The sequence below is a fragment of the Mesorhizobium sp. HAY1-8B genome (genome assembly GCF_056868045.1).
Genome location: NZ_CP200321.1, coordinates 2,271,350 through 2,296,171 on the forward strand (window position 1 = coordinate 2,271,350; position 24,822 = coordinate 2,296,171).

General features: G+C 58.1%; 15 protein-coding genes. 8 read left to right on the top strand and 7 right to left on the bottom strand.

Annotation, left to right across the window (positions count from 1 at the left end; translation table 11 throughout):
* Positions 1-79: 79 nt before the first annotated feature.
* Genes AC1VON_RS10860 through AC1VON_RS10870 form a run of 3 tightly spaced genes read left to right on the top strand, consistent with a single transcriptional unit; the run spans position 80 to position 5,574 of the window.
* Positions 80-2,383: a peptidase domain-containing ABC transporter gene (locus tag AC1VON_RS10860; RefSeq protein WP_483122078.1), complete on the top strand. Its 2,304-nt coding sequence runs from the start codon at positions 80-82 to the stop codon at positions 2,381-2,383.
* Positions 2,384-2,390: 7 nt separating this feature from the next.
* A complete protein-coding gene (locus AC1VON_RS10865; RefSeq protein WP_172352176.1) occupies positions 2,391-3,797 on the top strand; it encodes an HlyD family type I secretion periplasmic adaptor subunit in 1,407 nt (468 codons plus the stop codon).
* 1 nt (position 3,798) lies between these two features.
* Positions 3,799-5,574, top strand: coding sequence for a tetratricopeptide repeat protein (locus AC1VON_RS10870; RefSeq protein WP_483122081.1), 1,776 nt, complete (start codon positions 3,799-3,801; stop codon positions 5,572-5,574).
* 12 nt (positions 5,575-5,586) lie between these two features.
* Here the strand turns inward: AC1VON_RS10870 and AC1VON_RS10875 are convergent, their stop codons facing one another.
* From AC1VON_RS10875 to AC1VON_RS10885, 3 genes are all read right to left on the bottom strand, one after another.
* On the bottom strand, positions 5,587-6,306 hold the full coding sequence (locus AC1VON_RS10875) for a Crp/Fnr family transcriptional regulator (RefSeq protein ID WP_483122083.1): 720 nt from the start codon (positions 6,304-6,306) through the stop codon (positions 5,587-5,589).
* Between the two features lie 728 nt (positions 6,307-7,034).
* The gene (locus AC1VON_RS10880; RefSeq protein WP_483122085.1) at positions 7,035-9,335 is read right to left on the bottom strand and encodes a mannose-1-phosphate guanylyltransferase/mannose-6-phosphate isomerase; all 2,301 of its coding nucleotides are present in this window, start codon (positions 9,333-9,335) and stop codon (positions 7,035-7,037) included.
* A 13-nt stretch (positions 9,336-9,348) separates the two neighbouring features.
* Positions 9,349-10,869 carry a phosphomannomutase/phosphoglucomutase gene (locus AC1VON_RS10885; protein ID WP_483122086.1) on the bottom strand — a complete coding sequence of 507 codons (1,521 nt, stop codon included), beginning with the start codon at positions 10,867-10,869 and terminating at the stop codon, positions 9,349-9,351.
* 719 nt (positions 10,870-11,588) lie between these two features.
* Here AC1VON_RS10885 and AC1VON_RS10890 point away from each other — a divergent pair.
* A complete protein-coding gene (locus AC1VON_RS10890; RefSeq protein WP_483122088.1) occupies positions 11,589-13,460 on the top strand; it encodes a GumC family protein in 1,872 nt (623 codons plus the stop codon).
* Between the two features lie 126 nt (positions 13,461-13,586).
* A complete protein-coding gene (locus AC1VON_RS10895; RefSeq protein WP_483122090.1) occupies positions 13,587-14,375 on the top strand; it encodes a sugar transferase in 789 nt (262 codons plus the stop codon).
* A gap of 556 nt (positions 14,376-14,931) precedes the next feature.
* Here the strand turns inward: AC1VON_RS10895 and AC1VON_RS10900 are convergent.
* Together AC1VON_RS10900 and AC1VON_RS10905 are read right to left on the bottom strand one after the other, a co-directional pair.
* Entirely contained in the window at positions 14,932-16,245 is a 1,314-nt protein-coding gene (locus tag AC1VON_RS10900; protein ID WP_483122092.1) for a polysaccharide biosynthesis/export family protein, read from the bottom strand.
* A 14-nt stretch (positions 16,246-16,259) separates the two neighbouring features.
* Positions 16,260-17,132 carry a glycosyltransferase family 2 protein gene (locus AC1VON_RS10905; RefSeq protein ID WP_172352169.1) on the bottom strand — a complete coding sequence of 291 codons (873 nt, stop codon included), beginning with the start codon at positions 17,130-17,132 and terminating at the stop codon, positions 16,260-16,262.
* A gap of 246 nt (positions 17,133-17,378) precedes the next feature.
* Here AC1VON_RS10905 and AC1VON_RS10910 point away from each other — a divergent pair, with 246 nt between their 5' ends.
* Positions 17,379-18,680 (top strand): glycosyltransferase, encoded by a 1,302-nt coding sequence (locus tag AC1VON_RS10910; protein ID WP_483122094.1) that lies wholly within the window; start codon positions 17,379-17,381, stop codon positions 18,678-18,680.
* Here the strand turns inward: AC1VON_RS10910 and AC1VON_RS10915 are convergent.
* Entirely contained in the window at positions 18,605-19,735 is a 1,131-nt protein-coding gene (locus AC1VON_RS10915) for a glycosyltransferase family 4 protein (protein ID WP_172352167.1), read from the bottom strand. The genes AC1VON_RS10910 and AC1VON_RS10915 overlap by 76 nt on opposite strands.
* Before the next feature lie 190 nt (positions 19,736-19,925).
* On the opposite strand from AC1VON_RS10915, the gene AC1VON_RS10920 reads away from it, so the two are divergent.
* Positions 19,926-21,194 carry a glycosyltransferase family 4 protein gene (locus AC1VON_RS10920; RefSeq protein WP_483122096.1) on the top strand — a complete coding sequence of 423 codons (1,269 nt, stop codon included), beginning with the start codon at positions 19,926-19,928 and terminating at the stop codon, positions 21,192-21,194.
* 261 nt (positions 21,195-21,455) lie between these two features.
* The gene (locus AC1VON_RS10925; RefSeq protein WP_172353099.1) at positions 21,456-22,886 is read left to right on the top strand and encodes a DUF4214 domain-containing protein; all 1,431 of its coding nucleotides are present in this window, start codon (positions 21,456-21,458) and stop codon (positions 22,884-22,886) included.
* Between the two features lie 770 nt (positions 22,887-23,656).
* Here the strand turns inward: AC1VON_RS10925 and AC1VON_RS10930 are convergent.
* Positions 23,657-24,409, bottom strand: a complete 753-nt coding sequence (locus AC1VON_RS10930) for a response regulator transcription factor (RefSeq protein ID WP_172352165.1) — start codon at positions 24,407-24,409, stop codon at positions 23,657-23,659.
* Between the last annotated feature and the right edge of the window lie 413 nt (positions 24,410-24,822).

Genomic DNA, 24,822 nt, shown 5'->3' on the forward strand with positions numbered 1-24,822 from the left:
GGTCTTGCCAGGCTCGATTGCTACGAGGCGCAGGAAGCATCTTCGAACTCTTGATTCTGGTTCGTGGGAGCGGTGCACTGTGAGCGTACAACTCAGCCAAGGCCCCAAACCGAGCTTGAACCATCCTGACACGCAAGCGGATACGGCCGGCAAGCATCCGGGCGAGGGCAAAGCGCAACGGACTCCAGGCGGGCCCTCCGAATTCGCTCAGGTCGCCCCGCGCCTCCGGGCTATGATCAAGGTCGCCCGTTATCACGGTGTCGAGCTCGACCCCAACGAATTCAGGGCCGCAAGCGCAGGCACTACTCAGACGGCTGCGGACCTCTCTCAATGGGCGCAGAGCGGTGGTATGTGGTCGCGCGCGATTCGCGTCCGCTGGTCACATCTCTTACGCTTCGAACAAACCGGACCGGTGGTTCTGCTGTTCAGCGATGGCCGCGCTGGCCTGCTTACCGGCGCTAGCGCCGAACGCAATCTCATTTTCCTCAAGAGCGTCGATGCACCGGATGGAGCCGAGGCGGTTGCGATCGATGAGTTGAGGTTGTCGCGGGTCTGGTCGGGTGAGGCGGTGCTGCTGCGTCCTCAGCGCTCCTTCGTCGCCGCCGACGCGCCTTTCACCTTCCGCTGGCTCATAGATCTTGTAAGGCTCGAGACTAGGCCGCTGCGCGACATTGGCATCGCTTCGTTCACGCTGAGCATCCTGACAATTCTGCCGCCCCTCATCGTCATGACCGTGGTCAACAAGGTGTTGCAGTTCAACAGCATCTCGACCCTGGCGTTGCTAAGTGCGGTGATAGTCGTCGTTTTCGCCTACGAGACTCTGCTCGGCCACGCACGACGCATGATCATCAACGTCGTCGGCGCTCGCCTGGACACCAAGCTGAACTTGCATGTCTTCGGCCGGCTGTTGCGCCTGCCACTTGACTATTTCGAGCGTCATCCGGCCGGCGAGACACTGTACCATCTGGCACAGGTCTACCGTGTCCGCGAATTCCTCACGGGCAAATTGCTCAGCACCTTCCTGGATCTGATGACGCTCTGCGTGCTCATCCCAGTCATGTTCTACATCAACGCGACACTCGCCTGGATGGTGCTCGGCTGCGCCGTCTTGATCATGCTGATCATCCTCGCTTTCCTCGCGCCGCTGCGGGCCAGCTACCAACGCGTGGTGGATGCCGAGACCTGGAAGTCCGCGGCGCTCGGCGAAACCGTCGTCGGCATCAAGACGGTGAAGGCGCTTGGTCTCGAGCCGCAACGCAAGGCGCTTTGGGACGAACGGGTGGCGGACGCGGGTAAGGCACGTCTCGCTTTTGGGCAACTCGCCAACTGGCCGCAAACCCTGGTAACGCCAGTTGAGCGTGCCATGGTGTTGGGCACCATGCTGATCGGGGCTTATCTGGCTATGAACGACAGCACTGGCTATATGGTCGGCAGCCTATTTGCCTTCATGATGATCGCCCAACGCGTCGCGCAGCCCCTTGTCGGCCTGGCGCGTCTGGTAGAGGACTACGAAGAGGTCGGCGCGGCCATCGGCGAGGCGGCGTCGGTTCTCAACCGTCCGTTGGAAAGCAGTTCCAATTCCGCGGGCCTGAGGCCAAAACTCGTCGGCGAAATCAGGTTTAGCGACCTGACCTTCACCTACATGGGTACCAAGACGCCGGCCCTGGACCGGGTCAGCTTCGACATTCCGTCTGGCTCGATGTTCGGCATTGTCGGGCGGAGCGGGTCGGGAAAATCGACCATTGCGCGCCTTCTGCAAGGCATCAATCGTGACTACAGCGGGTTCCTCAAGCTCGACGGGGTCGATCTCAAGGAAATCAACCTACGTCACCTCCGCCAGGGCCTAGGTGTGGTCCTTCAGGACAATTTCCTTTTCCGCGGTTCGATAAGGGACAACATCATCGCGGGACGTCAGGGTTTGACGCTTTCGGATGCCATGCGTGCCGCTCACCTCGCCGGCGCGGCTGAGTTCATCGAACGCCTGCCGAATGGCTATGATACTTACATTGAGGAAGGCTCGCCCAACCTGTCGGGCGGGCAACGGCAGCGTTTGGCAATAGCCCGCGCGCTCATTCACAACCCGACCGTCCTGATACTGGACGAAGCGACAAGCGCGCTCGATCCCGAGAGTGAAGCGGTGGTCAGCGACAACCTCATGCGCATCGCCAGCGGCCGAACGATGATCATCGTCTCGCACAGGCTGGCATCGCTGACCGAGTGCGACCAGATCCTCGTCGTGGATCAGGGCAAGGTTCTCGATGTCGCGCCGCATGCCGTCCTGCTGGAACGGTGTGGCGTCTACCGCCAGCTTTGGCTTCAGCAGAACCGACACCTGGAAGGTCGGCGTGGCCGACTGGCGGCTGTGCCATCCGGGCTGATGTGAGTTGGCCATGAGCGTCACCGCCTATTCCCCAATTCCTGCTCGCCGTCGTCGGGCAAAGGCCAGCGATCCGACGGCGCCGGCCATTCTCGAATTCCAATGGCCATCGACAGCCGTCGCCAATGCGCCGGTTCCGCGAGTGGCCCGCAGCATCGTCTGGGTCATATTTAGCCTGGTCGTCGCGCTGATAACGCTCGCAGCGCTGATACCGGTTGACCAGGTGGTCACGACGAGGGGGCTGGTGGTGGCCCAGTCGCCCAACATCGTCGTCCAGCCGCTCGAGACAGCGATCGTCCGCTCTATCGAGGTGCGCGAAGGACAGCATGTGAAGGCCGGTCAGGTGCTTGCCCGCCTCGACGCCACTTTTGCCTCGGCCGATCTCACCGCATTGGCCGCGCAAGTCACCACACTCGAAGCCGAGGTGGCGCGCCTGAAGGCCGAGGCTGACGGAAGGTCATTCACATATGACGGGCTGGATCCGAGTTGGACGCTACAAGCCTCGATCTTCGAACGTCGCAAGGCGGTCTATGACGCCAAGCTGGACAGCTTCGATCGACAGGGTGACCAACTCAGTTCCGTCATCTCTCGCTCCCAGTCGGATGCCGAAGGCTACAGGCAGCGCTTGGCCGTCGCGGGGTCGATTGAGCAAATGCGCAAACAGCTGGAGGTAAGACAGGTCGGAAGCCGTCTCAACACGCTGCTTGCCGAGGACAACACAGCTGAAATGTCGCGAGCTCTTACCAACGCCGAGCAGACATCTGAGGCTGCCAAGCGCCAGCAGGCAGGCGTCGCGGCCGAGCGTGACGGCTTTATCCAGAGTTGGCGCGCGGACGTGTCGCAGAGTCTGTCGGAAGCCAACTCGCGCATGTCTGATGCCCGCGAGCTTCTCAACAAGGCCAAGCTGCGCAAACAATTGGTGGAACTGAGGAGCGAGGCCGACGCTATTGTTCAATCTGTGGCTAAAGTTTCCGTGGGTTCGGTTCTGCAGTCTGGAGAGCGGTTGATCACACTGGTCCCGGCCGACGCGGTGCTCGAGGTGGAAACAAATATCATCGGTCGCAGCAGCGGCTTCGTCCATGTCGGTGATCCCGTGGCAATCAAATTCGATACCTTCCCCTATTCGCAATACGGCCTGGCTCACGGCACTGTACGCTCAGTCAGCCCGGACTCGTTCTCTGCCAGGGATCAGGTGCGCGACCCCAACAGCTCCTTGGCCATGCTGCCCTCGGATGCCGACCAGTTCTACCGCACGCAGATTTCCATCGATGACGTCGCCCTTCATGGCGTACCCGCCGGCTTCGCGATCAGCCCTGGCATGCCGGTCACAGCTGATGTGAAGGTGGGTCGCCGCACGGTGCTCAAATACATCCTCGGCACGATGCTGCCGATCGGCCAGGAAGCGATGCGGGAGCCATAAAATGGTGATGATGGATCGGTTGGCTGGACACATCCACCCGGCGCTGGCGTTACGTAGAGCGGTTCAGCTCGCTGAAAAAGGCAAGCTCGCCAAAGCGTTTCCGTTGATGGCAATCGCTGCTCGTGCCGGCATTCCAGAAGCGGAATGCCGCGTCGCCCGCTGCTATCTCGAGGGATCGGGTGTGCCGCCAAGCCGATTGGAAGGGACGCGCTGGCTGCGGCGGGCTGCCGACCATGGGAATGCCGATGCGCAGGCTCTCCTTGCCGCGCTTTACACCACCGGGTTGGCTGAACACGAGGACAACACAGGAATCAGCAGTTCAGAAAGCCTGTTCAACTCGCAATCTTCACCAAAACCCGATTTCGAGACAGCACTTCCGTTCGCTCAAAAAGCTGCGGAGGCCGGCTCCGCAACCGGACAAGCCATACTTGGCTACATTCTGAGCAAAGGCCCAACGGCCATGCGCGACCTCGATGCCGCGCATGGCTGGTACGAGAAGTCCGCAGCGTCCGGTTGTCCAGAAGGGTGCCTAGGCCTCGCCCTGTCGCTTGCCCGTCGCAAGCAGCCGGAGCACAGGACCAGGATTGCCGAGGCGTTGCGGCGCGCGGCCGATGCGGGTCTACCGACGGCGATCTATCTTCTTGCGATCCTCACCGAGCACGGAATGGGCTTGCCGGTCGATCGCGAGGCAGCTGGTGAGCTTTATCAGCTCGCTGCGGAAAAGGGCCTCGCTTCGGCCCAATTCAGGCTGGGGCTTTCTCTGATCGAGGGCAGCCTTTCGCGTCAGGATCCAGTAGCTGGCGAGGCGTGGATGCGCCGCGCCGCACTGGCCGGAAATCTCGATGCCGCCTATCGTATCGGCGAGCGGTATGTGAAGCGTCCCCAGCCGGACTATGCGGAAGCCGCGACGTGGTATCGGCGCGCCGCGGAGGCAGGTCATCAAGCAGCCGCTCGTGCCTTGGCTTCGCTCTATCTTTCCGGGAACGGAGTGGCTCAGGATCCCGAAGAAGGAACGCGCTGGCTGCGCGCCGCCGCAGATAGTGGCAATCGCGAATCCCAGGTTGACCTTGCAAACCTTGTCTTGGAAGGCGCCGGCGATGTCAAAGATGGTGTGGATATCGCCGAGTGGTTCGAAGCGACCGCTTCGTCAGGGGACGCAGTCGCGGCCTTCAATCTTGGCCTTTGTTTTGCCGAGGGGGTCGGAGTGCGCAAGGACCAGGAACTGGCGGCGAAGTGGATGAGGCGTGCGGCCGAAGGCATTGTGCAGGCGCAGTATATGTATGCGCGCATGCTTCAGAATGGACGCGGTGTGCCTGCTGACCAGAAGCAAGCCAGGCTTTGGTTCGAGCGGGCGGCCAACGCTGGCATGGTGGACGCGCAGGTGGCTCTTGCCGAAATGCTCTACAATGGACGCGGTGGAGAGCGCTCGGCACTAGCCGCGGCGCATCTTTTCAAGCAGGCTGCCGCTGCCGGCCATATTGGTGCGATTTTTGCAATCGGTGCTTTATACGAGAGCGGGGAGGGGCTTACTCTCGATCGGAAGGCGGCGCAGAAATGGTTCGCGGCCGCAGCCGAGCGAGGTCATGGACACGCCCAACTCTTGCTCGGCCGATACCTTTCCAAAGGTGTTGCCGGTGAGTACGATCCAGTTGCCGGCCGTATCTGGCTTGAGCGCGCCGCCTCTCAAGGCATTGATGACGCGGCCGATGAACTTGCTGGTTTTCGAGATGGACGCGAAGGTTTAGGTCGCTCTAGTGCGATGGTTCCAAGGGGCTGAACCGCCTGGCGCTCAACTCTTGATGTATTCGCCGTCGAATCCAGCGAATTTTGTCAGGCCCCGAGAATCGAGCAGGCGGACATGGCCTTGGCGGAATTCGAGAAACTTCCGCTCGCGAAGTTCCCGCAGCATTCGATTGACATGGATCGGAGTAAGTCCAAGGGCGTCAGCAAGGTCGTATTGGGTGAGCGGGCAGTCGAAGCCGTTGCGATCACCTGCGCCTACTCGTTGCAGACGCACTGTCAGCTCGAGCAGCAAATGTGCTGTCCGCTCCAATGCGCTGCGCCGTCCCACGTTGGCAAGGTGCTGAGCCATAACCGCCCCGTTGCGCAGGAGGGCTCCAGCGATGAACGAGAATAGATGAGGCGACTTCATGGCAGCAAGCGTCAACGTCTTGGTGGGTGCTACCAGCATAGAAAGTTCGGTTTGAGCTACGAACGTCCCGATAGAGCCGCTTCCAGGTGACTGAGACAGAACGACATCGCCGATCAGGACAAAATCGAGAATTTGTCGCTGCCCGTCCGGAAGCTCATGGGAAATACACCCCCAACCTGACTCGACGACGTAAATACGATCGTTGTCGTCACCTTGGCTGAAGATCACCGCGTCGGCTGGATATCGCTTCGCGGTGAAGCCGAGAGTCTTGATCAGAGCGGCGTCGTCATCGTTAAGTCCAACGTATGACGAACGGTGCTCATCTCCTCTCGAAGAAGAACGTGAAGCCTGTGCCATCCGTACCCCCTACCCAATTCCATTTGTACCCTCCTGAAACTCATCATGTAAATTAAATTTCACGCGACGAGTAGCTTTTTAGCTATCGGCAAAGGAAGGTATCGCGACGCCAATGTCATGTCGAAATCTGGCTGGTAACAGGCCATGGTTCGATCGACGCCGCTTAGAGCTGGTATCAGTTATGACTTACTTCTCTTAAAACTCTCCCTCATTGACTCAACTATCTCACTGGCAACGAGACAGCTCCGATTGTCCGCGTGGTCGGCGGCGTTGCGCAACGTCAGCGACGCGTCCCTCAGCAGTCCCCTGATCTCCGACGGAGATAAAACCTCCGATGCTTCAAGTTCCAAGAGGACCGATTCACTCACATGCAGCGCTGCAAGCGCAACTGCCCGAGGCCTTGTTGCAAGCAGCTTCAGGAGATCACCACTGCGTCTGTCTCGCGATTTCTTTTTTGCCATCGTCGTCTTCAACTGCCCGAACAAAAAGTTGCCAATTCCCACGTCTTGACGAGTTTACGCAGCCAGAAACCGAAAGGCATATCGACCCTTTTCCTAAAGGCGTGACTTCTGCTTGACGGTACCGCAGTTTGCCGTGGTGACACAGAGGCAAGAAGATACCGAATTAGCGGTAGCTTGCGTCCCACGGCATTACAGGGTGGACGGCGAGAAAACATCCTGTTTCGAGCAAGATCTGCCGAGTTGTGACGCGATGAGCATTCGCCTTCTTCAACCATAACTATGCTTCGCAACAGGGCCGTGTTTTTTCAGAGACGGTACCGGGAATTCCTCAACCTGCCCCTCGGTCTTGTCGAGATACTGCATCAATGCCGTCACCAAATGGTAGAAGATGCTGGCAGGAACCTCGGTCGCCAGTGACCGACCGCGCTCGTCGATTCTATCCATCCACAGACCAAGCGGTGCGGGATCGATATGCCATCTGAAAAGGCGTGCGACCCGAGCTTCGATCTCGGGTTTCAGATCAGGCCCACCGATGTCGTCCAACGCGATCGCCGCCTTGATGGCTTCGCATTGAGGCCAACTGCGCGAGAGCCTGTCGAGAGGCATGCCTTGTCGTGAAACGGCCGCATACGCCAGCCCAGTGGCTCGATTCAATCCGCTGGCGACCGCCGACGAATAGAGTTTCCTCGCATAAGCAGCCAGATCTTTCTGCCCACTTGCCCGCGCGAAGTCGACGAGCAGGGAGGCCCATTCGAAATGGTGCCCCGGTTCGGTCCACTGTCCCTTGTCTCCGGGCAACGGCAGCCAGTCGGCGTCGAAATATTCTCCGAGCGTCCAACTTTCCTGGTCGAAGAAATGGCTGCGGAAGAGATCGATGACGCGAGCCGCTCGACGCAGATATACGCGATCGCCGGTTGCGGCATACCAGGCAAGGAAAGATTCAAGCATGTGCATGTGTGGGTTCGAGGTGCGAACCCCGTTCCAGCCAGGTGTCTCGAGGAAGCCGTTCAAGCTGCCATCCTCAAGGTGAGAGTCGATGAAATGAAATGTCTCCTGTGCAAGCTGAAGGGCAGGTTGATGGCCGCATCGATAGGCATGAGCAAGTGCGAGGAGCACGCAGGAGTGGTCGTAGGCATCCTCCGCCGGATCGGCCACGCTTCCATTCGAATTGAGGGTGCGTACCCAGCCTCCTCGATCGGTGCGGCCGTATTTTGCGATGAAGTCGATTCCGTGATCGATGAGCTTGTCGGCGGCCCCGGTCCAGCCACGTTCCTTGGCCACAGCGAAAGCATAGATCTGGCGAGCCATCGTCCGCATCCGCTTGGGTTTGCCCAATGGCCTCGCATCGAAACCGAGCGCTTCGTGGAAGCCGCCATGCACGTGGTCGACCCCGGCGTCTGACCAAAGCGGAAGGGTCTCGTTAAAGAGCCAGTGTTCGACTCGCTTGCGCCATGACCCGCTGACAATGACACGGTCTTCCGACGCTGTGAATTTTGTCTCGAGACGCCCACTCTTCTCGAGTTGCTCGACGACCTTCTTCACGTTCTGACTGTGGCTGACTGGGGCGACGAATATTGCGTCCGGCGTTGCCACCACCGCCACGTCCTTCATTCCTATGACTGTGAGCAGCCGACCCTGGCTTCTGAGATAGGAACCGTCGCAGTCCATGGCGACGACATCGCCCATTACTACGTTGCCGTTGCCGTCCACCGGGCTGGCCTCCAGCAACGATTGCCACGAACCAAGGTCGTTCCAACGGAACGAAGCCGTCACCATCGCTATGCCTAGCGCATGTTCCATGACTGCATAGTCGATCGATGTGGAGGGGACCGCCGAGTAGATGCCTCGCGGCAGGTAAAGACCCGATACATCCACCTTGGCAGCCCTGAAGGCGCGTTCCGCGTTTTCCCAGATCTCCGGCTGAAACTCGATCAAAGCCCTCTGCATCGTGTCGGCACGAAACAGGAAGATGCCAGCATTCCAGTAGAACCTTCCCGACGACAGATATTTTTGCGCCGTTTCGATGTTGGGCTTTTCGACAAAGCGTGAGACTGCGGCCGCGCCGTCACCATTGGCGGCAACCTCAATGTATCCATATCCAGTCTCAGGATGAGTGGGCTTGATGCCGAACACGACGATACTTCCAGAGTCGGCGGCAGGTACACCCGCTTCAATGGTCTCCCAGAACTGCGCCTCTGTCGATATCTCGTGATCGGAGGGGACCACGAGCACGAGCGCATCCTTGCCGTGCTCCGAAATCGTCTGCAGTGTCGCGATGGCGACAGCTGCAGCGGTATTGCGGCCGAGGGGTTCGAAAATTGGCTTTCCGCCGTTTAGTCCGAGCGGAGTTATGTCCGAGATGACGCGTTCGGCATGACGTTCTGACGCTATCAGGTAGATCGGCGTTTCGCTGTCCGGCCACGCCTTCAGGCGCCTAACTGTCTTCGCCAGCATGGAGCCATCCCCCGAGAGATCGTGGAATTGCTTGGGATTGTCTTCGCGCGAGAGCGGCCATAGCCGGGACCCAACCCCCCCGCTCATCACAAAACTTACGATCCGGTGTGCCATGCTTCAGTTCCTCTCAGAATGTCTGGTTGTAAGCTCCGACCTCTGGGTTGCGGCGCAGGACGGCGTCGATTGCCTCGAACATCTGTCGACGTCGCTCCGACGAGACGGGGCTTTCGACGACGACGACAATTTCGGGCTTGTTCGACGAAGCTCTGACCAGACCCCAGGTGCCGTCTTGAGCCACGACACGCACCCCATTGACGGTAACCAGATCAGCCAGCGGCTGACCCGCAAACTCGGTCCCATCCCCCTTCATTTTCATGAAGTCGCCGAGGACCTTGTCGACGACGCAATATTTGAGTTCGTCGGGACAGTGGGGCGACATTGTTGGGGTGCCGAAGGTTACGGGCAGGGCGCGGTAGAGTTCGGCCAGGGTCCTTCCCGGATTACGGTCGAGCATCTCGCAGACGGCGATCGCCGTGATAAGGCCGTCGTCATAGCCGCGGCCGATCGGCGGGTTGAAGAAGAAGTGCCCCGACTTCTCGAAGCCTGCGATTGCATCAAGCTCGGCAACCCGTCGCTTGATGTAGGAATGCCCCGTTTTCCAATAGTCCGTCCGTGCGCCGTTTTGCGCTAGAACAGGATCAGTCATGAAAAGCCCGGTCGATTTCACGTCCACGATAAAGGTGGATTGTGGATGCAGGCTGCAAAGGTCTCGCGCCAGCATGACGCCAACCTTGTCCGCGAAGATCTCAGAGCCTTCGTTGTCCACGACGCCGCAGCGGTCGCCGTCGCCGTCGAAGCCGAGACCCAAATCGGCACCGGTCTCCAGAACCTTATCCCGGATCGCATGCAGCATCTGCATGTCTTCGGGGTTAGGGTTGTAACGCGGAAACGTGTGATCGAGCTCCACGTCGAGGGGAACCACGTCACAGCCGATGGTTTCAAGCACCTGCGGCGCAAATGCGCCAGCCGTCCCATTTCCGCAGGCAACTACGACGCGCGGCTTGCGTCGAACGTTCCTTCCGGCAGTCAAGTCTTCGATATATTTCTCACGAAAGTCGGAAACGAATTCATAGCTGCCACCACCCACAAGATCGAAGTCTCCGTTCAGCACGAGCGCCTTCAGCGCTGTCATCTGCTCAGGCCCGAATGTAAGCGGTTTCTGCGCGCCCATCTTCACGCCGGTCCACCCGTTCTCATTATGGGAGGCCGTTACCATTGCAACAGACGGAGCGTTGAGTGCGAACTGGGCGAAATAGGCGGTCGGGGAAAGCGCCAGGCCGATGTCCATGACACGTCCGCCAGCAGCCATCAGCCCTGATGTCAGTGCCATCTTTATGGACATGGAATAGCTGCGAAAGTCGTGACCGGTGATGATCTCCGGGCCGACTCCCATTCGGCGGATCAGAGTGCCGAGGCCCATTCCCAGCGCTTGGGCGCCCATCAAATTGAGCTCGGGCTCTTTATCCGAGCCGGGGTGGCCGAACCACCAGCGTGCATCGTATTCTCGGAAGCCAGTGGCTTTGATGAGAGCATTGTTCTCGAACGCGAATGTGTTCGGCCTGGCTTGGCCGACTATCTTTAGGGTCACGGCTAAAGCTCCGAAATTGCGCCAACATTACTAGCATCTCGACAAGCCGCGGCCCCTTCATGAATTCGGGTAGCGCTACCCCCCGGTTCGTTCCACCTCATCCAATAGGTGGTGCCGATCGATGATCGAAGGGATGTCTCGTCTAGGCATGGCGGTTGAGTATCGTGGTAAGAAGGTCCGCATCGGGCGATAACCTCAATTGTGGCTGTGTAGTGCCGCTGACACCATTCAGATTCTCTTTTCAGAAGAACGTCGATCACAGGCGTTTCCGAGCCTTGGCACGTGCGCTCGACTTCATTCAGCCAGAGATCGAAAGGGAATCGGAGCTACTTCGCAGGGCTCGGAAACGAATGACAGATTGTGCCGCATTTTCCCTGGAGGCGACGGAAAACGGGGACAAGAGCGAACGCCTGTCAGCCAAGCTGGATCTTCTCGCGCAAGACCTTGCGGACAACCGAGCACGACAGGTGCTGCTGGAGCAGCAGAAGTCGTTTCTAGCCAGGGTAAGGGCCGGCCTGCCGCGCATTCTTCACTCCCACAGGGCGTAGGTCTACGCCAATTGGTGGCGTTTACCTTCCCCGGTGTCGGCGTAGTCTTCCTGCAAAAGCTTGGGATCGCGGGCCTCGGCTCTTAAGAGAACATCGGGCGGACGCCATGAAGCTCCTAGTCAGGGCGGCGTGCACGAAGGATTCTCCCTTCATGCCCGCCGGAGACCTTGAATGAACCGCTTGTTCGCCAACCAGTGGCCCTTGGCAACCAATCATCAGGCCAGCGCCGGACAGGAATTCATCAGTCTCTCGGACATAACGGGGTTTCTGAGACATTATGCCGGAACAATTACGGCCTGCCTCGCCGCGGCGCTCTTGGTCGCATGGTTCTACAATTTGACCACCGATCCGGTTTTTACAGCTAGCGCGAAGATATTGATCGAACCGAAGCTGCCGCAACATCTGCAGGAGGGCGGTGAAGTAAATCTATCGTTAGATACGGCTCAAATAGAAAGCCAGATTGCGGTATTGCAATCAGAGAAGATTGCTTCGATGGTAATTGATCAGTTGAAGTTGGTTGAAGATGCGAGTTTCAATCGCCCTGAGACGCCGATGTTGCAGGAGAGGTTCAGGAAAATCAAAGATATGATGATCCAGGCTTTGGGGCTTCAGAAAAGCACCCGGCTGAACGCACTCTCGGGGCATATCGGTCCGGAACCGACCGCTAAGCTGACCGACTACCAGAAGTCGCGTCTCAGCATGCTTATTTTCCTCAGGGGCCTCGATGTGCGAAGGGTAGGTGTCTCCTACGCGATAGACATATCCTTCACCTCTGCCGATGCCGAGGGCGCCGCCAAGATTGCGAATGCGACGGCTGACGCCTTCGTGCATGAACAGATCGACACCAAGGCCAATTCGGCAAGAGAAGGTGGAGCATGGTTGGAAAAACGCCTTCAGCAACTGCGCACCCAGATGAACGAGGCGATGGCCAGCGCACAGGCCTTTCGTTCTCGGCACGACTATAGCGTCGGAGGTGGTGCAAGTGCCGGTGGCGGCGTTAATTCTGAACCTACTCTCGAAGAACTCGAGGTAACTGCTGACACCTATAAAAAAATGTACGAGAGCTTCCTGCAGGCATACACCAATTCGGTAAGCCAGCAGTCCTACCCGGTTGCCGATGCAAGAGTAATCACTGCCGCGACGCCGCCGCTTTCTCCAAGCGCTCCAAAACCGAAGCTGGTGTTGGCCTTCGCTGGCGTCGCAGGGCTCATTCTCGGAATTGGCCTTTCCTTCGCGCGGCATTCGTTCGACTGGACCATACGGTCGCCACGTCATATCCGCGATAATCTGGGAATAGAGTGCGTCGGAGAATTGGCGCCCACCAGCAAGCGCAGGGAATTCGGAAACGTCGACGAAGTGACCAGGCATCCCTGGTCGCGATACAGCCAGAGCCTGAGGAAAGCGCGAACCGAAATCAGCTTGGCGGAAACGAACCACCCGGTGAAGTTCCTTGGACTGACTGCTGTTTCGAACAGCAGTCAGAAGAGTTCCGTCGTTAGCAATCTCGCCACGCTGTATTCAATGTCCGGTCTAAAGACTTTGGTGATCGATGCTGATGTTCGGAGATCGACGATCACCACACGACTGCTTGGGCACTCGAACATCCAGGGCAAAGAGTGCCAGCACCCCATTCGACAAAATATCGTCCGCGCTCAGGGGCGGCGGTTCGACGTTCTTCCAAGTTCCGTGGTGGATGCAAAGAACCTTCTCGTGCCAAGGAATATGCAGGTTTTCCTCTCTGAAGTTGGTGCAGACGATCAGACAGCCTACGAGCTGGCTGCTTATGACATTGTCATCGTTGATCTGCCAACGCTTGAATCCGGACCGGATGACCTAATCGTTGGATCCGTGCTCGACGGTGTCGTAGTCGTTGCGGAGTGGGGAAAGACGCACGTCGACACGCTGCGGGAACTCGTGAGAACACTGCAAGCCTCCAGGACGTCGATACTTGGCGTGCTTCTCACAAAGGCGCGTGCGATGACATCCAAGCACCGTCGGGTTGAAGCCAAGCACAGCGTCTTCGGGAGTCGGCAAAGCGTGTAGGCAATCATACGTGAGGATTAGGGGGTAGCCACTGGAGTATCGCGCTACCTCCTTTGCATTTCTTGCCGGCAGGTTCCGTCCTTGGAAGACTGTCGAAGTTAAACAACGAGAAACAGCGACCGTCACATGACAAACGCCTTCGAAAAGCAGCGCCAGGGGGAGGCGCTTTGGATCCAACCCGTTGTGCCGGCAGCGGTCGAGAGCAGGGCGGTCCAGCATGTTGTTTCTGCGCGTGACTACGCCGGCGCCGGAACGGTGTTGAATGACCTGTCGGATGTCATTACCGGGACGACGAACCCTCCGATTGGAGGTCTCCTCAAACGGATCATGGATTTGGCCATAGCCGGCGCAGCTATCGTTTTGGCCTCGCCCGTCATGATCCTCGTAGGTCTGTTCATTAAGGTTACGGCCGGAGGTCCGGCAATATTCTCGCATAGCCGAGTAGGCTTCGGTGGAAGCTCATTCAATTGCTACAAGTTTCGCTCGATGGTGGCCAATTCCGACGAAGTTCTGAAGGCCTATCTCGATGCCAACGCTGACGCACGCAAGGAGTGGGAAGAGACTCACAAGATCAGGAACGATCCCCGCGTTACGCTCTTTGGGCGACTGCTGCGCAAGTCCAGCCTGGATGAGCTTCCCCAACTCATCAACATACTGCGCGGTGACATGAGTTGCGTGGGCCCAAGACCTATCGTCAAAGACGAACTCAGGCGCTATGGCGAGCATCAGGCAGAGTACCTCGCAACGAGGCCGGGACTCACCGGTCTTTGGCAGGTGAGTGGAAGAAGCAGCATGGGCTATGATAATCGCGTTGCGCTGGACAGCCAGTATGTGCGGAACTGGTCGATTTGGCTCGATGTCGTGATCTTGCTCAGGACCATCGTCGCGGTCATGCGGGTCGACAGGGCCTCCTGAGCCCTCGAACGACGTTCACTTTTCGTTTCGATTCCAGCAGTGCGATAGAGACAAGCCTGCGAGGTAGGCGCAAGCCAGAAGAAACATCAGAATTAGAAATTCGCCAACGGTCACATGGCCAGGCAGCCCCAGGCTATTCCAGGCAACGATTCCGATCAGAAGCACTGCAGTCGCTGCCAGCAGAGCCGCAGCCTTGAACCGTAAACCCAGTAATATCCCTGCCACCGACACGGCCAGTATGCTTGTGAGCACCGATATCTCCAGTGGCACCCGCAGAACCAGTTGGCTTGCCGCGGCAGGGAGTTCCGTCAGAGGCCGAGGGCCCCGCGTGCGCCAACTGATATGCGGGCTCGCAGTGCAAGGCAAGTGCTAGAGACAGTGGTTCGGAATGCCGTTTGAAATATCGGAAATGTCACTTGTAGAGTCACATATTTTCGGATCATAGCCACCATGCGTGACACGCCGTGCCCGTGCAACGCCACCTGCAAGAGGGGGCCGCACGGTTGATCATCGACCGAGCCAGGATGCCGACCTGGTTGGCCCAACGCGGATCTGGTCAGTTCGTACTTCCAACAGCAGTTGTTTCGGCCTGGATGTTTGCATCCGCTGCAGGCAAGCTATCCAAGCCCGACTGCGGTAGGGGGATTTCGACCTTCACAGTATCCCCCGGCTCGACAAGGGTTGTCTCGTTGGCAGCGAGTTCTTCCGAGCCGCCGTCTTTCGGCCTCACAATCGTGAAGATCGGCTTGGCCCTCGCAGCACTTTGCCTTAGGGCCAGCAGAGCGGGGACCGCAACCTGTGTCTCGTGCAGCAACTGCACTGCTGTGTCGGATTTGCTGGTGACCTCGTTGAGCTGCTGCTGTGTTTCGCGCAAGCCATCGGCGACCTCGCTGGAACGCTGATTGCTGAGGTTGAGTATTTCGATGTCTGTCTTGCTCATCTCCTGCCTGACACGCAGCATCGAGGTCTCGGCCGCCAATCTGTCGCTCTGCATCTGTGCGACTGCCCCCTCAAGAGCAAGCTCCCGCGGTGCGACCGCGAGGCCCTTCTGCACAAGATTCGAGACACCCGCCAACTCCTTTTGGATGAGCTCGATCTGTTTGTCATGGAAGGTCAGCTGTTGCTCGAGCGAAGCCAGCTCCTGTTGCAGGAAGTCCTTGAGTTCTCGCAGTGCACGGAGTTGGGTCGCCAGTGCATCCTTGCGGATAGCGAAAATCTTTCGTTCCTGGTCCATTGCCTGCGCGACGGTTTCATTGGAAGCCCTGTCCGTCAGTTCGGACGGGAAAGCGATGCCGTCACTGCCGGTCAGCTCTGACTGCAACCGCGCTTTGCGCGCGAGCAGGCTGACATTGTTCAGAGCCAGCAGCCCGACATCGCCTTGGCCTGTGATGAACTCTCGTCCAAGGCGAGACACATCATCCTCGCGCATCGGCAACCCCCCGGCGACCCCGAGCGCCTGCAGCACCGTCAGACCGGGTCTGTAGGGAAATTCTCCGGATTGCTTGACGTTGCCGACGACATAGAACGGCCTGTACTGGGCAATCTCCACGGCCACATCCGGCTGACGGCCGAGACCCATCTGCTGCATCAGCCGATCGCCTATGGCGTGGGCGAGCTCCCCGGGAGCGGTGCCCTCCGCGCGTATCTGCCCGACAAATGGCAGGAAGAGCGCCCCGTCGGCACCGACAGTGAAACTGTCGTTGAGAGCCGTCCACTCGAAGATCACATCGCGCGATGCGCGCCATTCGTAAACCTTGAGTCTGACCTTGTCCTGCGGCCCAAGCAGGTACTCCGCGGCCGATGCCGGCAACGGACAGGCAGCGGTTGCCGCCAATGAAATCCCTGCCACTGTTGAAAGCCATTTCCGCATTGTCTTCACCGTCGTCAGATCTTCAGGATGTATTCGGGTTCGATGCGGCCCATGGCGATATGCAGGATCGCGAGCGCATTGCCGCTGAGACGACCCCTACGGTCGACATATGGCTCGGGCCAAAGGCTCTTTGCGAGGTTGGCCGCAATATTCCTGAACATAAGGGGAAGCGCGAAAGACGCTGGAACTGTCCCCTTCCTTATCAGGTAGATCGCATTGGCTACCTGGGAGTAACCGAAGCGCTTTCCGCTGACGCGTCCCGTTTTGATTCCGAGATGAACGCCAGTGATCGACATCACGCATACGACTCGACCTCTGGATCTCATTTGACTTGTGAAGTCGATGTCCTCCTGCCAGCCATAGAGGACGAGGCGCTCGTCGAAGCGCAGATCGCCAACCAGCGAGGAGCGAAAGGACATGTTGCATCCGTAGGCGCCGACATGGTCGACCACGGACGGTCCATTCGGTTTTTGGCCTTCCGATTCCCTCAGCGCAGCTTCCGCATCGTCCCAGCTAAGACCGGCATTGGTTGCGCCGTCCCTGACGACCCTGCCCATAACAACCGCCCATCCGTCATTTCCGGCAAAAGCCTGTTCGATCTGCTCCAAGTATCGGGTGGATGGGACGAAATCATCGTCGAAGAATGTAATGATGTCGAAACGCCCCAATGAGGGCACAAGAGCGGTATTGCGTTGGGCCGCCAATCCTTTCGGACCGAAAACACTCGATACGGGGAAAGGGCAGCCGTCCGGCAGTTCGATGTGTGTGGCGTCTGGTGCCGACAATATGACTTCGTCGGGAAGTCTTGTCTGGCCGCCCAAATACCCCAGCAGGCGAGCAACTTGCTCGCTGCGGCCGAGGGTTGGGATAATCACTGCAAGTTTCATATTTCTTCCAGGCGTCGCTTCCCCTGACCCTATTATGACGCGAGGGCTCAAACAGCCTGCATAAAAGTGGGCTCGACCGACGCGACCTACCCCTGAGTACAAGCTTTTGAAGTATTTTCTGCAAGCAGGTCACAACCATAAGCGGTAGGCGGATATTCGCCGGGAGCAGCCTATGACCGATCGGACAACTTGCGATCGGCTCCGGACAAAACAGAAACTGAGGCCTCAAGGGGGAAGGGGAGAACCATGCTCCATGAACGTTCTTCCGACCTGGCCATCGCGGCCAAGGTCGAAATGCCGATTGATGAGTTTCCGGCTGCCCCGGCCCCTGACTTCGACAGATATGCCAGGATAGCGGTCGTTCACGACTGGTGCCCAAATTTCCGGGGCGGCGAAAGAGTTCTGGCGCAAATCTGCAAGCAACTTCCCAATGCGGAGGTGTTCACACTCTTCGACTTCCTCCCGGCTGAGGTGAAGGAGCAATACTTCCACGACGTGGAATTTCACGCCTCTGCGGCCAACCGGATTCCTATGGTGCGGAAATTCTACCGGTCCCTCTTCTTCTTTTGCCCCTTTCTGATCGAGCAGTTCGACGTGACCGGTTATGACGCGGTGATCTCGTCTTCGGCCGCATTTTCTCGGGGTGTGATCACAAGACCTGATCAGCCGCACCTGTGTTATGTGCACAGCCCCGTCCGCTATGCCTGGGACGAGCAATTCTCCTATCTTCAGCAGGGCAAGCTCGGCTTCGGTCCGAAGGGAATGCTCTACCGCTATATGCTGCACCGTCTGAGGACGTGGGATACGAGAACCGCGCACGGTCCAGACCTGATGTTGGCGAATTCAAATTATGTCCGTTCCCGAATCCGGCACATCTATGGACGTGACGCCCGGGTCGTTTTCCCACCGGTCTCGCTGAAGGAACTGCCCTGTGTCGAGGACAAGGACGACTACTACGTGTCGGCGTCCTTCCTCGCCCCCTATAAGCGCACCGACCTCGTGATCAGGGCATTTAACGAGATGCCGTCGCGACGGCTGGTCATAGTCGGCGAGGGACAGCAATCAGCCAGCCTGCGGGCGCTGGCAGGGCCGAACGTCACATTTTCGGGGTTCCTTCCTCGCAAGGAATATATCGAAACACTTGCCCGAGCGAAGGCAATGGTCTTTGCGGGTTGCGAGGATTTTGGCATCGCGCTCGCCGAGGCGCAGGCCTGCGGGACGCCGCTGATCGCTTTCGGGAGAGGCGGCGCGGTCGATATTGCGCGGAACCTGGGGGCAGATCCCGAGCCGACGGGGGTGCTGTTCAAGGCTCAGACCATCGAGCACCTCAAGGAAGCGGTCAAACGGTTCGAGGAAAACAGCCACCTCATCACGCCCCAGGCCTGTGCCAGGAACGCGCAGCGCTTCTCTGAAGAGAATTTCGACCGGGCCATGCTCGAGTTCGATAGGAACGGTCCAGGCACTTCACAGGATCATGTGAGTTCACGCAACCTGACGACCTTGGTTTCTGTATCGATGCCGTCGGCAAGAGCCATCGCCTGCAGGTAGCGCAAGGCACTCGCTCTCCAGCTATATGCCGAGGCTCTGGCTTTTCCCTTCCCTATCAACTGCAGGCGTAGGGCCTTGGAATTGCGTAACCCCATGAAACGGTCGAACCATGCCTGCGGGTTGTCGGCAGCAGCATAAAGGGCTGCGTTCCCACAGACCTCTGGCAGGCTGGCGCGTTCGGACACCACAACCGGACAGCCGAGCGCCATCGCCTCGACAACCGGGAGCCCAAAGCCTTCGGTTAGTGAAGGAAAAGCCAGGCAAAGCGAGTCCGTCAACAGCGCGGCCAGTTCGTTGTCAGAAATGCGTCCGAGCCAATGGATGTTTCGGGCTTCGGCTCTGGCCGATCCTGTTTTGAAAATGTGCGAACCTGACATGCCGACAACCGCAATCTTCAGTCCAGCTTTGCCAAGGAGGTCGGCCATATCGAGGATGAGATTCACATTCTTGTGGGGTGCGGCGCTTCCGATCATGACGATGGTTTCACGCGAGGCCACCAATCGTGTCGCTGCCGAGTGTTCGGGCTTCCATAACAAGGCATGTTCATGGCCGTTCGGAGCAACGAAGGCCCTCCGCTTTGGGACGATGCCCCGTCGAACCAGTTCGCCTAGCGAAAAATTGGAAACGGTCGAAATGCTGCATGCCGTCTTGCCGAGGCATGGCAGCAGCGCTTTGTAGGAAGTCCTGAAGCCAAGTGAATAGCTCTGGGGCGCATTCCAGACATTTGCATCATGAATGCAGACAATATGCTTGCGCGACAAAAGCGGCCCGGTATTGCACAGGCTGAGTAGTCCGCCCCCGTGAAGAGAGGCGGCAAGCCGGGTCTGCTCCCATAGATGCCCACCCCTGCTGCCTATCTCGCAACGTTCGATAGAATTGAGCGGGATGTCCGAACTGCCCGATGGGCAGTGAAGTCTGAGCTCAAGCCCGTGGGTGAGCGGTGCCTGCTCGGCAATCAAGGCGTCCAGCGAACGGACGATCTCTCCCGCATAACGCTGGACGCCTGTTGTCGGTTGGGAAAGGAAACGTCCGTTGATCGTCCAGTGCCGTGCCATGTCACCCTCTCGATGTCCTTATTTTGAAACCGCCAGCGCGTGCGGTCACCACGACCGTTGGGTCATCCGGACGCACGCAGCATCATCCAGCCAGGCGAGGGCGAGCGTTGGAACTACCTCAAACGTTTGAGGGCCGCTGTGTTTCCGAGAGTGTTAGTCTGGTTGTTGGTCCGGCAACGCGGAGGAGGTGATGGGCAAATCTGAGTTCAATGCGGCGCCGGCGGGGCAGTCCAGAGATTTGAACGGACACAGTGCCGCCGCTGTGGTGGCAAGATCGCTTCCTGGCGGCTCGCAGTACCTGATTGGCCATCCTGGCCGGACACTGGCGGACTTCGAGCCGCCAAAGCGGCGGTGGACGATAAACGGCGATTTCACCACGCTACGACGCAATGGGATCGCGCGTTACGCCCACGAAGTGACAATGGCTCTCGACGCCCTTATTTCAGAAGGGCATCCCTTGGGTCGCGACCTTGAGATCGATCTCGTGGTGCCGCGCCAGCCTGCCGAGCCTCTTCATCTGAAAGCCATCTCGGTGCGGGTCGTCCCCGAATTCAACAGGCCTCGACTTCCTCAGTTCTGGGTGCAGGCGCAGTTGCCCTGGCATGTGCCGGGAGGGTTGCTGAGTTTTTGCAACCTCGCACCGGTCGTGCTGAGACGCCAGATTGCATGCATCCACGACATGCATACAAGGTTGATGCCGTCGAGCTACGCGCGAGGGTTCCGTTGGGCGCACCGCCTGATCCTTCCGCTGCTGGGCAGGCGGGCTGCACGGATCACTACGGTTTCGCAACTCTCCCGCAGTCATCTGGTCGAGTTTGGGATCGCGCGCGCGGAAAACATTGTCGTCACCTACAACGGCAGCGACCATGCTAAGAAGTGGGACGCAACAAGATCATCTCTAGCTGTCAACCGGAGCAGGCCATATGTCGTTTGCCTGGGCCGGGGGGATCAAGAATACAAGAACATGGGGCTTCTTGCTAAGCTCGCATCGTTTCTCGATGAGATGGGCCTCGATCTCTGGATGCCGGGCGATATCGACGAGACTACGGTCTTGCGACACGTCCCGGAAATGCCGTCAAACATCATCCTTCTTGGGCGCATAAGCGATAACGACTTTAAAAAAGCGCTCGAAGGCGCCCTTTGCTTCCTGTTTCCATCACGGATCGAAGGCTTTGGGTTGCCCGCTATCGAGGCGATGGCGTCGGGTTGCCCGGTCATAGCCTCGACTTCGCCCTGTTTGCCTGAAATCTGCGGAGATTCCGCCCTCTATGCGGATCCGGACGACGTCCAGTCATGGGTTGAAAACGTTCGCCAGCTAGCGGTCGACCCGGATTTGCGCAAGCGAATGGTGGGCAAGGGCCATACCAGGGCGAGCAGCTATTCCTGGCGCTGGATCGCATGGAAGTATCTCGAGCTTATGATCCAGGTCGACGCGGATTTCGGGGAAGTCCACGGGTAACTGACCGTGAGTGCGGTTACCCCGTTGGTTATCGCGCAAGGCGCACATATCAATTCGGTTCATCTTCGGCGGTGGCCAACGCTCATCCGGGTGCTGAATCAGGACAGCGGCACTCAAATAGTCATGCCGCCTGATGGCTAGGTTATGACCTCCAAAGGAGGTAATGCGAAGCTTCCCATACCCGTATAGGCAAATTGCTTCAGCGTCCCGCAGTTCCGACAATCCCCAATATTGAATGTCGTGCAGGGAGGCATGATCGCCATGTCGTTTCGTTTCGCAGCCGCGGCTGCTTTGTTGCTAACAGCATCCGCTCCCGCATCCGCCGATTTGCTCTGGGGCGTGAACGGCCATCCGGTGGTTTCATACCCGGATGTTCCGATCGAAAAACAACTCGATTTCGTCAAAAATCTCGGCCTCAAATCATATCGGGTCAACATCACTACCGCAGGTGAGGGAGATACCCTTGCTCGGGTCGTGAAGGCCGGTAAAGAAAGAGGTGTCGAAATACTGCCCGTGATCACACCGGGACTGGACCTGGATAAGGAAAAGCCGGAAGAGCTCTATAGTGAGGCCCGGCAATTGGCGGTCACCCTTGGCGCCAGGTTCAAGGACGATATCCGCGTTTGGGAACTCGGCAACGAGATGGAGATCTATGCCATCATAAAGCCCTGCGAGAAACGCGATGACGGATCGCAATATCCATGCGGGTGGGGCCCCGCAGGTGGAACCGGAGTGCTCGACTACTATGGTCCGCGCTGGGTGAAGGTGAGCGCTGTTCTCAAGGGCCTATCCGACGGCATGACGGCAGTTGACCCGAGCATAAAAAGAGCAATGGGGACGGCCGGATGGGGCCATACTGGCGCCTTCGCGCGAATGAAGCAGGACGGGATCGCCTGGGACATCTCGGTCTGGCACATGTATGGGGAAGATCCGGAATGGGCTTTCCGCGAGATTTCCTCCTACGGCAAACCCATCTGGGTCACCGAATTCAACAACCCCTACGGAAGTCAGCGCAGCGAGCGGCAGCAGGCTGAAGGCGTCAAGCAAACAATGACACGGCTTCGCGAACTCCAGGATAAGTACAAAGTCGAAGCTGCGCATATCTACGAGCTGCTGGATGAGACCTATTGGGCTCCGAGCTTCGAAGCCAATATGGGGCTGGTTAGACTTACCAAAAACAGCAACGGCAAATGGACAACCGGTGAACCGAAACCTGCCTATATGGCTGTTCGCGACATCACCCGTGGCCCGCAGCCGTTACCCAAGCCGCACCGAGAGTGCGATCCTGATGCCAAGTTTGCCGACGGGTTCACCTATATGCGCCAGGTAAATTTTGCCTATTGCCTCGTCCTTGGCCATGACGGCGACGCCGCCGGCTTGAACCGTTGGTCGGCGGCGCTCGACAGCGGAGATACCAGGCCCATCAACGTCATCATGGAAATGATCCACTCCGAAGAGTTCGAGGCCAAATATGCCACGATCGGCCTGACAGACCGCGCCTACATTGCCTTTCTCTACCAGCTGTTGTTGAACCGCCCCGCGGACAGCTACGGGATGGAAACCTATTCCCGCCAATTGCGGGCAGGATCGATGACGCGCGAAACCATTGCCTTTGGCATCGTCAGCTCGAGCGAATTCAAATCCCGACATGCCGCCATACGCGATGCCTCAGATGTGCCCGCGCCAGGCTAGTCAAGGCAAAGACGCCAGTTATGGCGGTTGCATTGCAAGTCCATTGCTTTGCCTCCCGCACAAAACTTGAGGACATCGCCGACAGGTTCGTCTTACTTCACGGTCGACCGGAACCAGTACGGGAATGGTTTGTTCGCGCCTGGCAGGCCCATCCCAATCAAGCCGATCAACCCGATCGACCGTGCCGAGCCGAACTACACCCTATCCTTCCATGGAACTTGAAGGACGAGATCATCAGACATGTGCATCACCTCGCCGGCTGGGCGCGACCTTTGCCAATTCCTTTCGTGGCATTGACTGATCCGTCGGAGTTGCCGAGATGAAACGTCGTTCCTTTTTGCGGTGGCCGCGGCACGCGCATCCGGGATTGCTGGAAGCGCCATGTGGCGCCGCCTCCACCTCTCATAACACATAGACGTGCCTTAGGCCGAGGGAACGATTGCCCATGGCATATTCATCTACTCGTTGCTGTCGAGGTCCCCAAGACCAGGTTCGATAGAGCTTGGCGCGAAAATGGGCCTGTCCTCACCCTTCGAGTAGGGATGTCCAGCCATCTGGGATCAGTTAGCGCGCACGGATAGACAACAAAGCCTGCTCAGACGTGTACGACGCTCCAGCCTTATGGTGATATCGGAGACCAAATACAGCGTTTGACAACGAACAGGACGCCAGTCGGAGCGGCTACGGAATGGACAATGGCGGAGCGAGGTCAACAAAAATGCGGTCCGGCCCGCCGAGGTTAACCCTCGGCGGGCCGCGTGAAACCGCTGTCATTCCTGCGCGAGAGTGCCTTCCCCGAAAAGATCGTTGACCTTGTAGGCGACCTCAGTCCTATTCGTCGCCTTCAGTTTTTTCATGATGTTTCGGATATGCACCTTCACCGTGCTTTCGCGCAAGTTCAATTCGTAGGCTATGATCTTGTTCGCCTTGCCGCGCCGAAGCGCCTGAGCGACTTCAGCTTGCCGGTGCGTGAACATAGTCGTCAACGGACGCGTGTCGCGGCTGCCTGAATCGATCAGATGACGCATGGACAAAACGCTGCTGGCCGGCACAAAGATGCCACCAGCCGCCGCAAGATTGACGGCTTCGACGCAGACATCAATACCAACCGAAGTCGGAATGTAGCCACGTGCACCGCATTCAAGCGCTGTTAGTATTTGCCCAAGATCATCTATGTCAGACAAAATTATTACCGGAACGGAGCTGAATTCCGACGAAATTAATCTAATCTCATCTGCAATGCCGTGGTCAGTAAATTTACGCCCGCCAAGATTAAATAGAATGGCAGCTAGGGGAGGGCAAGCCTCCTTCCTTATGCGCCATTCTTCGATCGTGCCCATGGCGGCAACGGCCATACCGAGATCATGGTCCTTAAGGGCTGATGCCAGACATTCCCGGTCCAGGGCCCTTCCGTCTAGAATAAGCAGGCACTCTTTGTCGGCTTGTTCGCTGCCCCTTCCATTGCTGCTCGAATAAGCTTGACTTGCCGAATCGAAATTATGCAGTCCGATTGCAGAAACCATACTAGTACCCCAATTTTGCCCACACAAGACGACCTTCTGGCGGCCGTCATAACCCCCTCAAATTCCTGGTTTTTTTTGAAGTTTTCTGCCCGTGAAGGCCTAGCCGAATCTCTCCAGCTCAGACGCTCATCGTTTTCTCCCCTATGCCACCCAGAATTGAGTAGTTTATGCTGTACAAGCGGGAGCTAATCTAAATTAATTTTCGGTAAATTTATTTACTTGCATCCAAGGAGTCTCGCCAATTGCGCGGGCAACCGGAGCTGGCCGATACGCTCGGTTCATGAATCCAACATGCAATTAGTTCGAGATTGGCGGAGCCGCCATGTTCATCCGATAGGCGGAAGCTAGGCAGACAGGCCTCTGTCGTCTTACCCCAAAGGCTTCGTTGACGACATATGTGGACCAAGACGAGC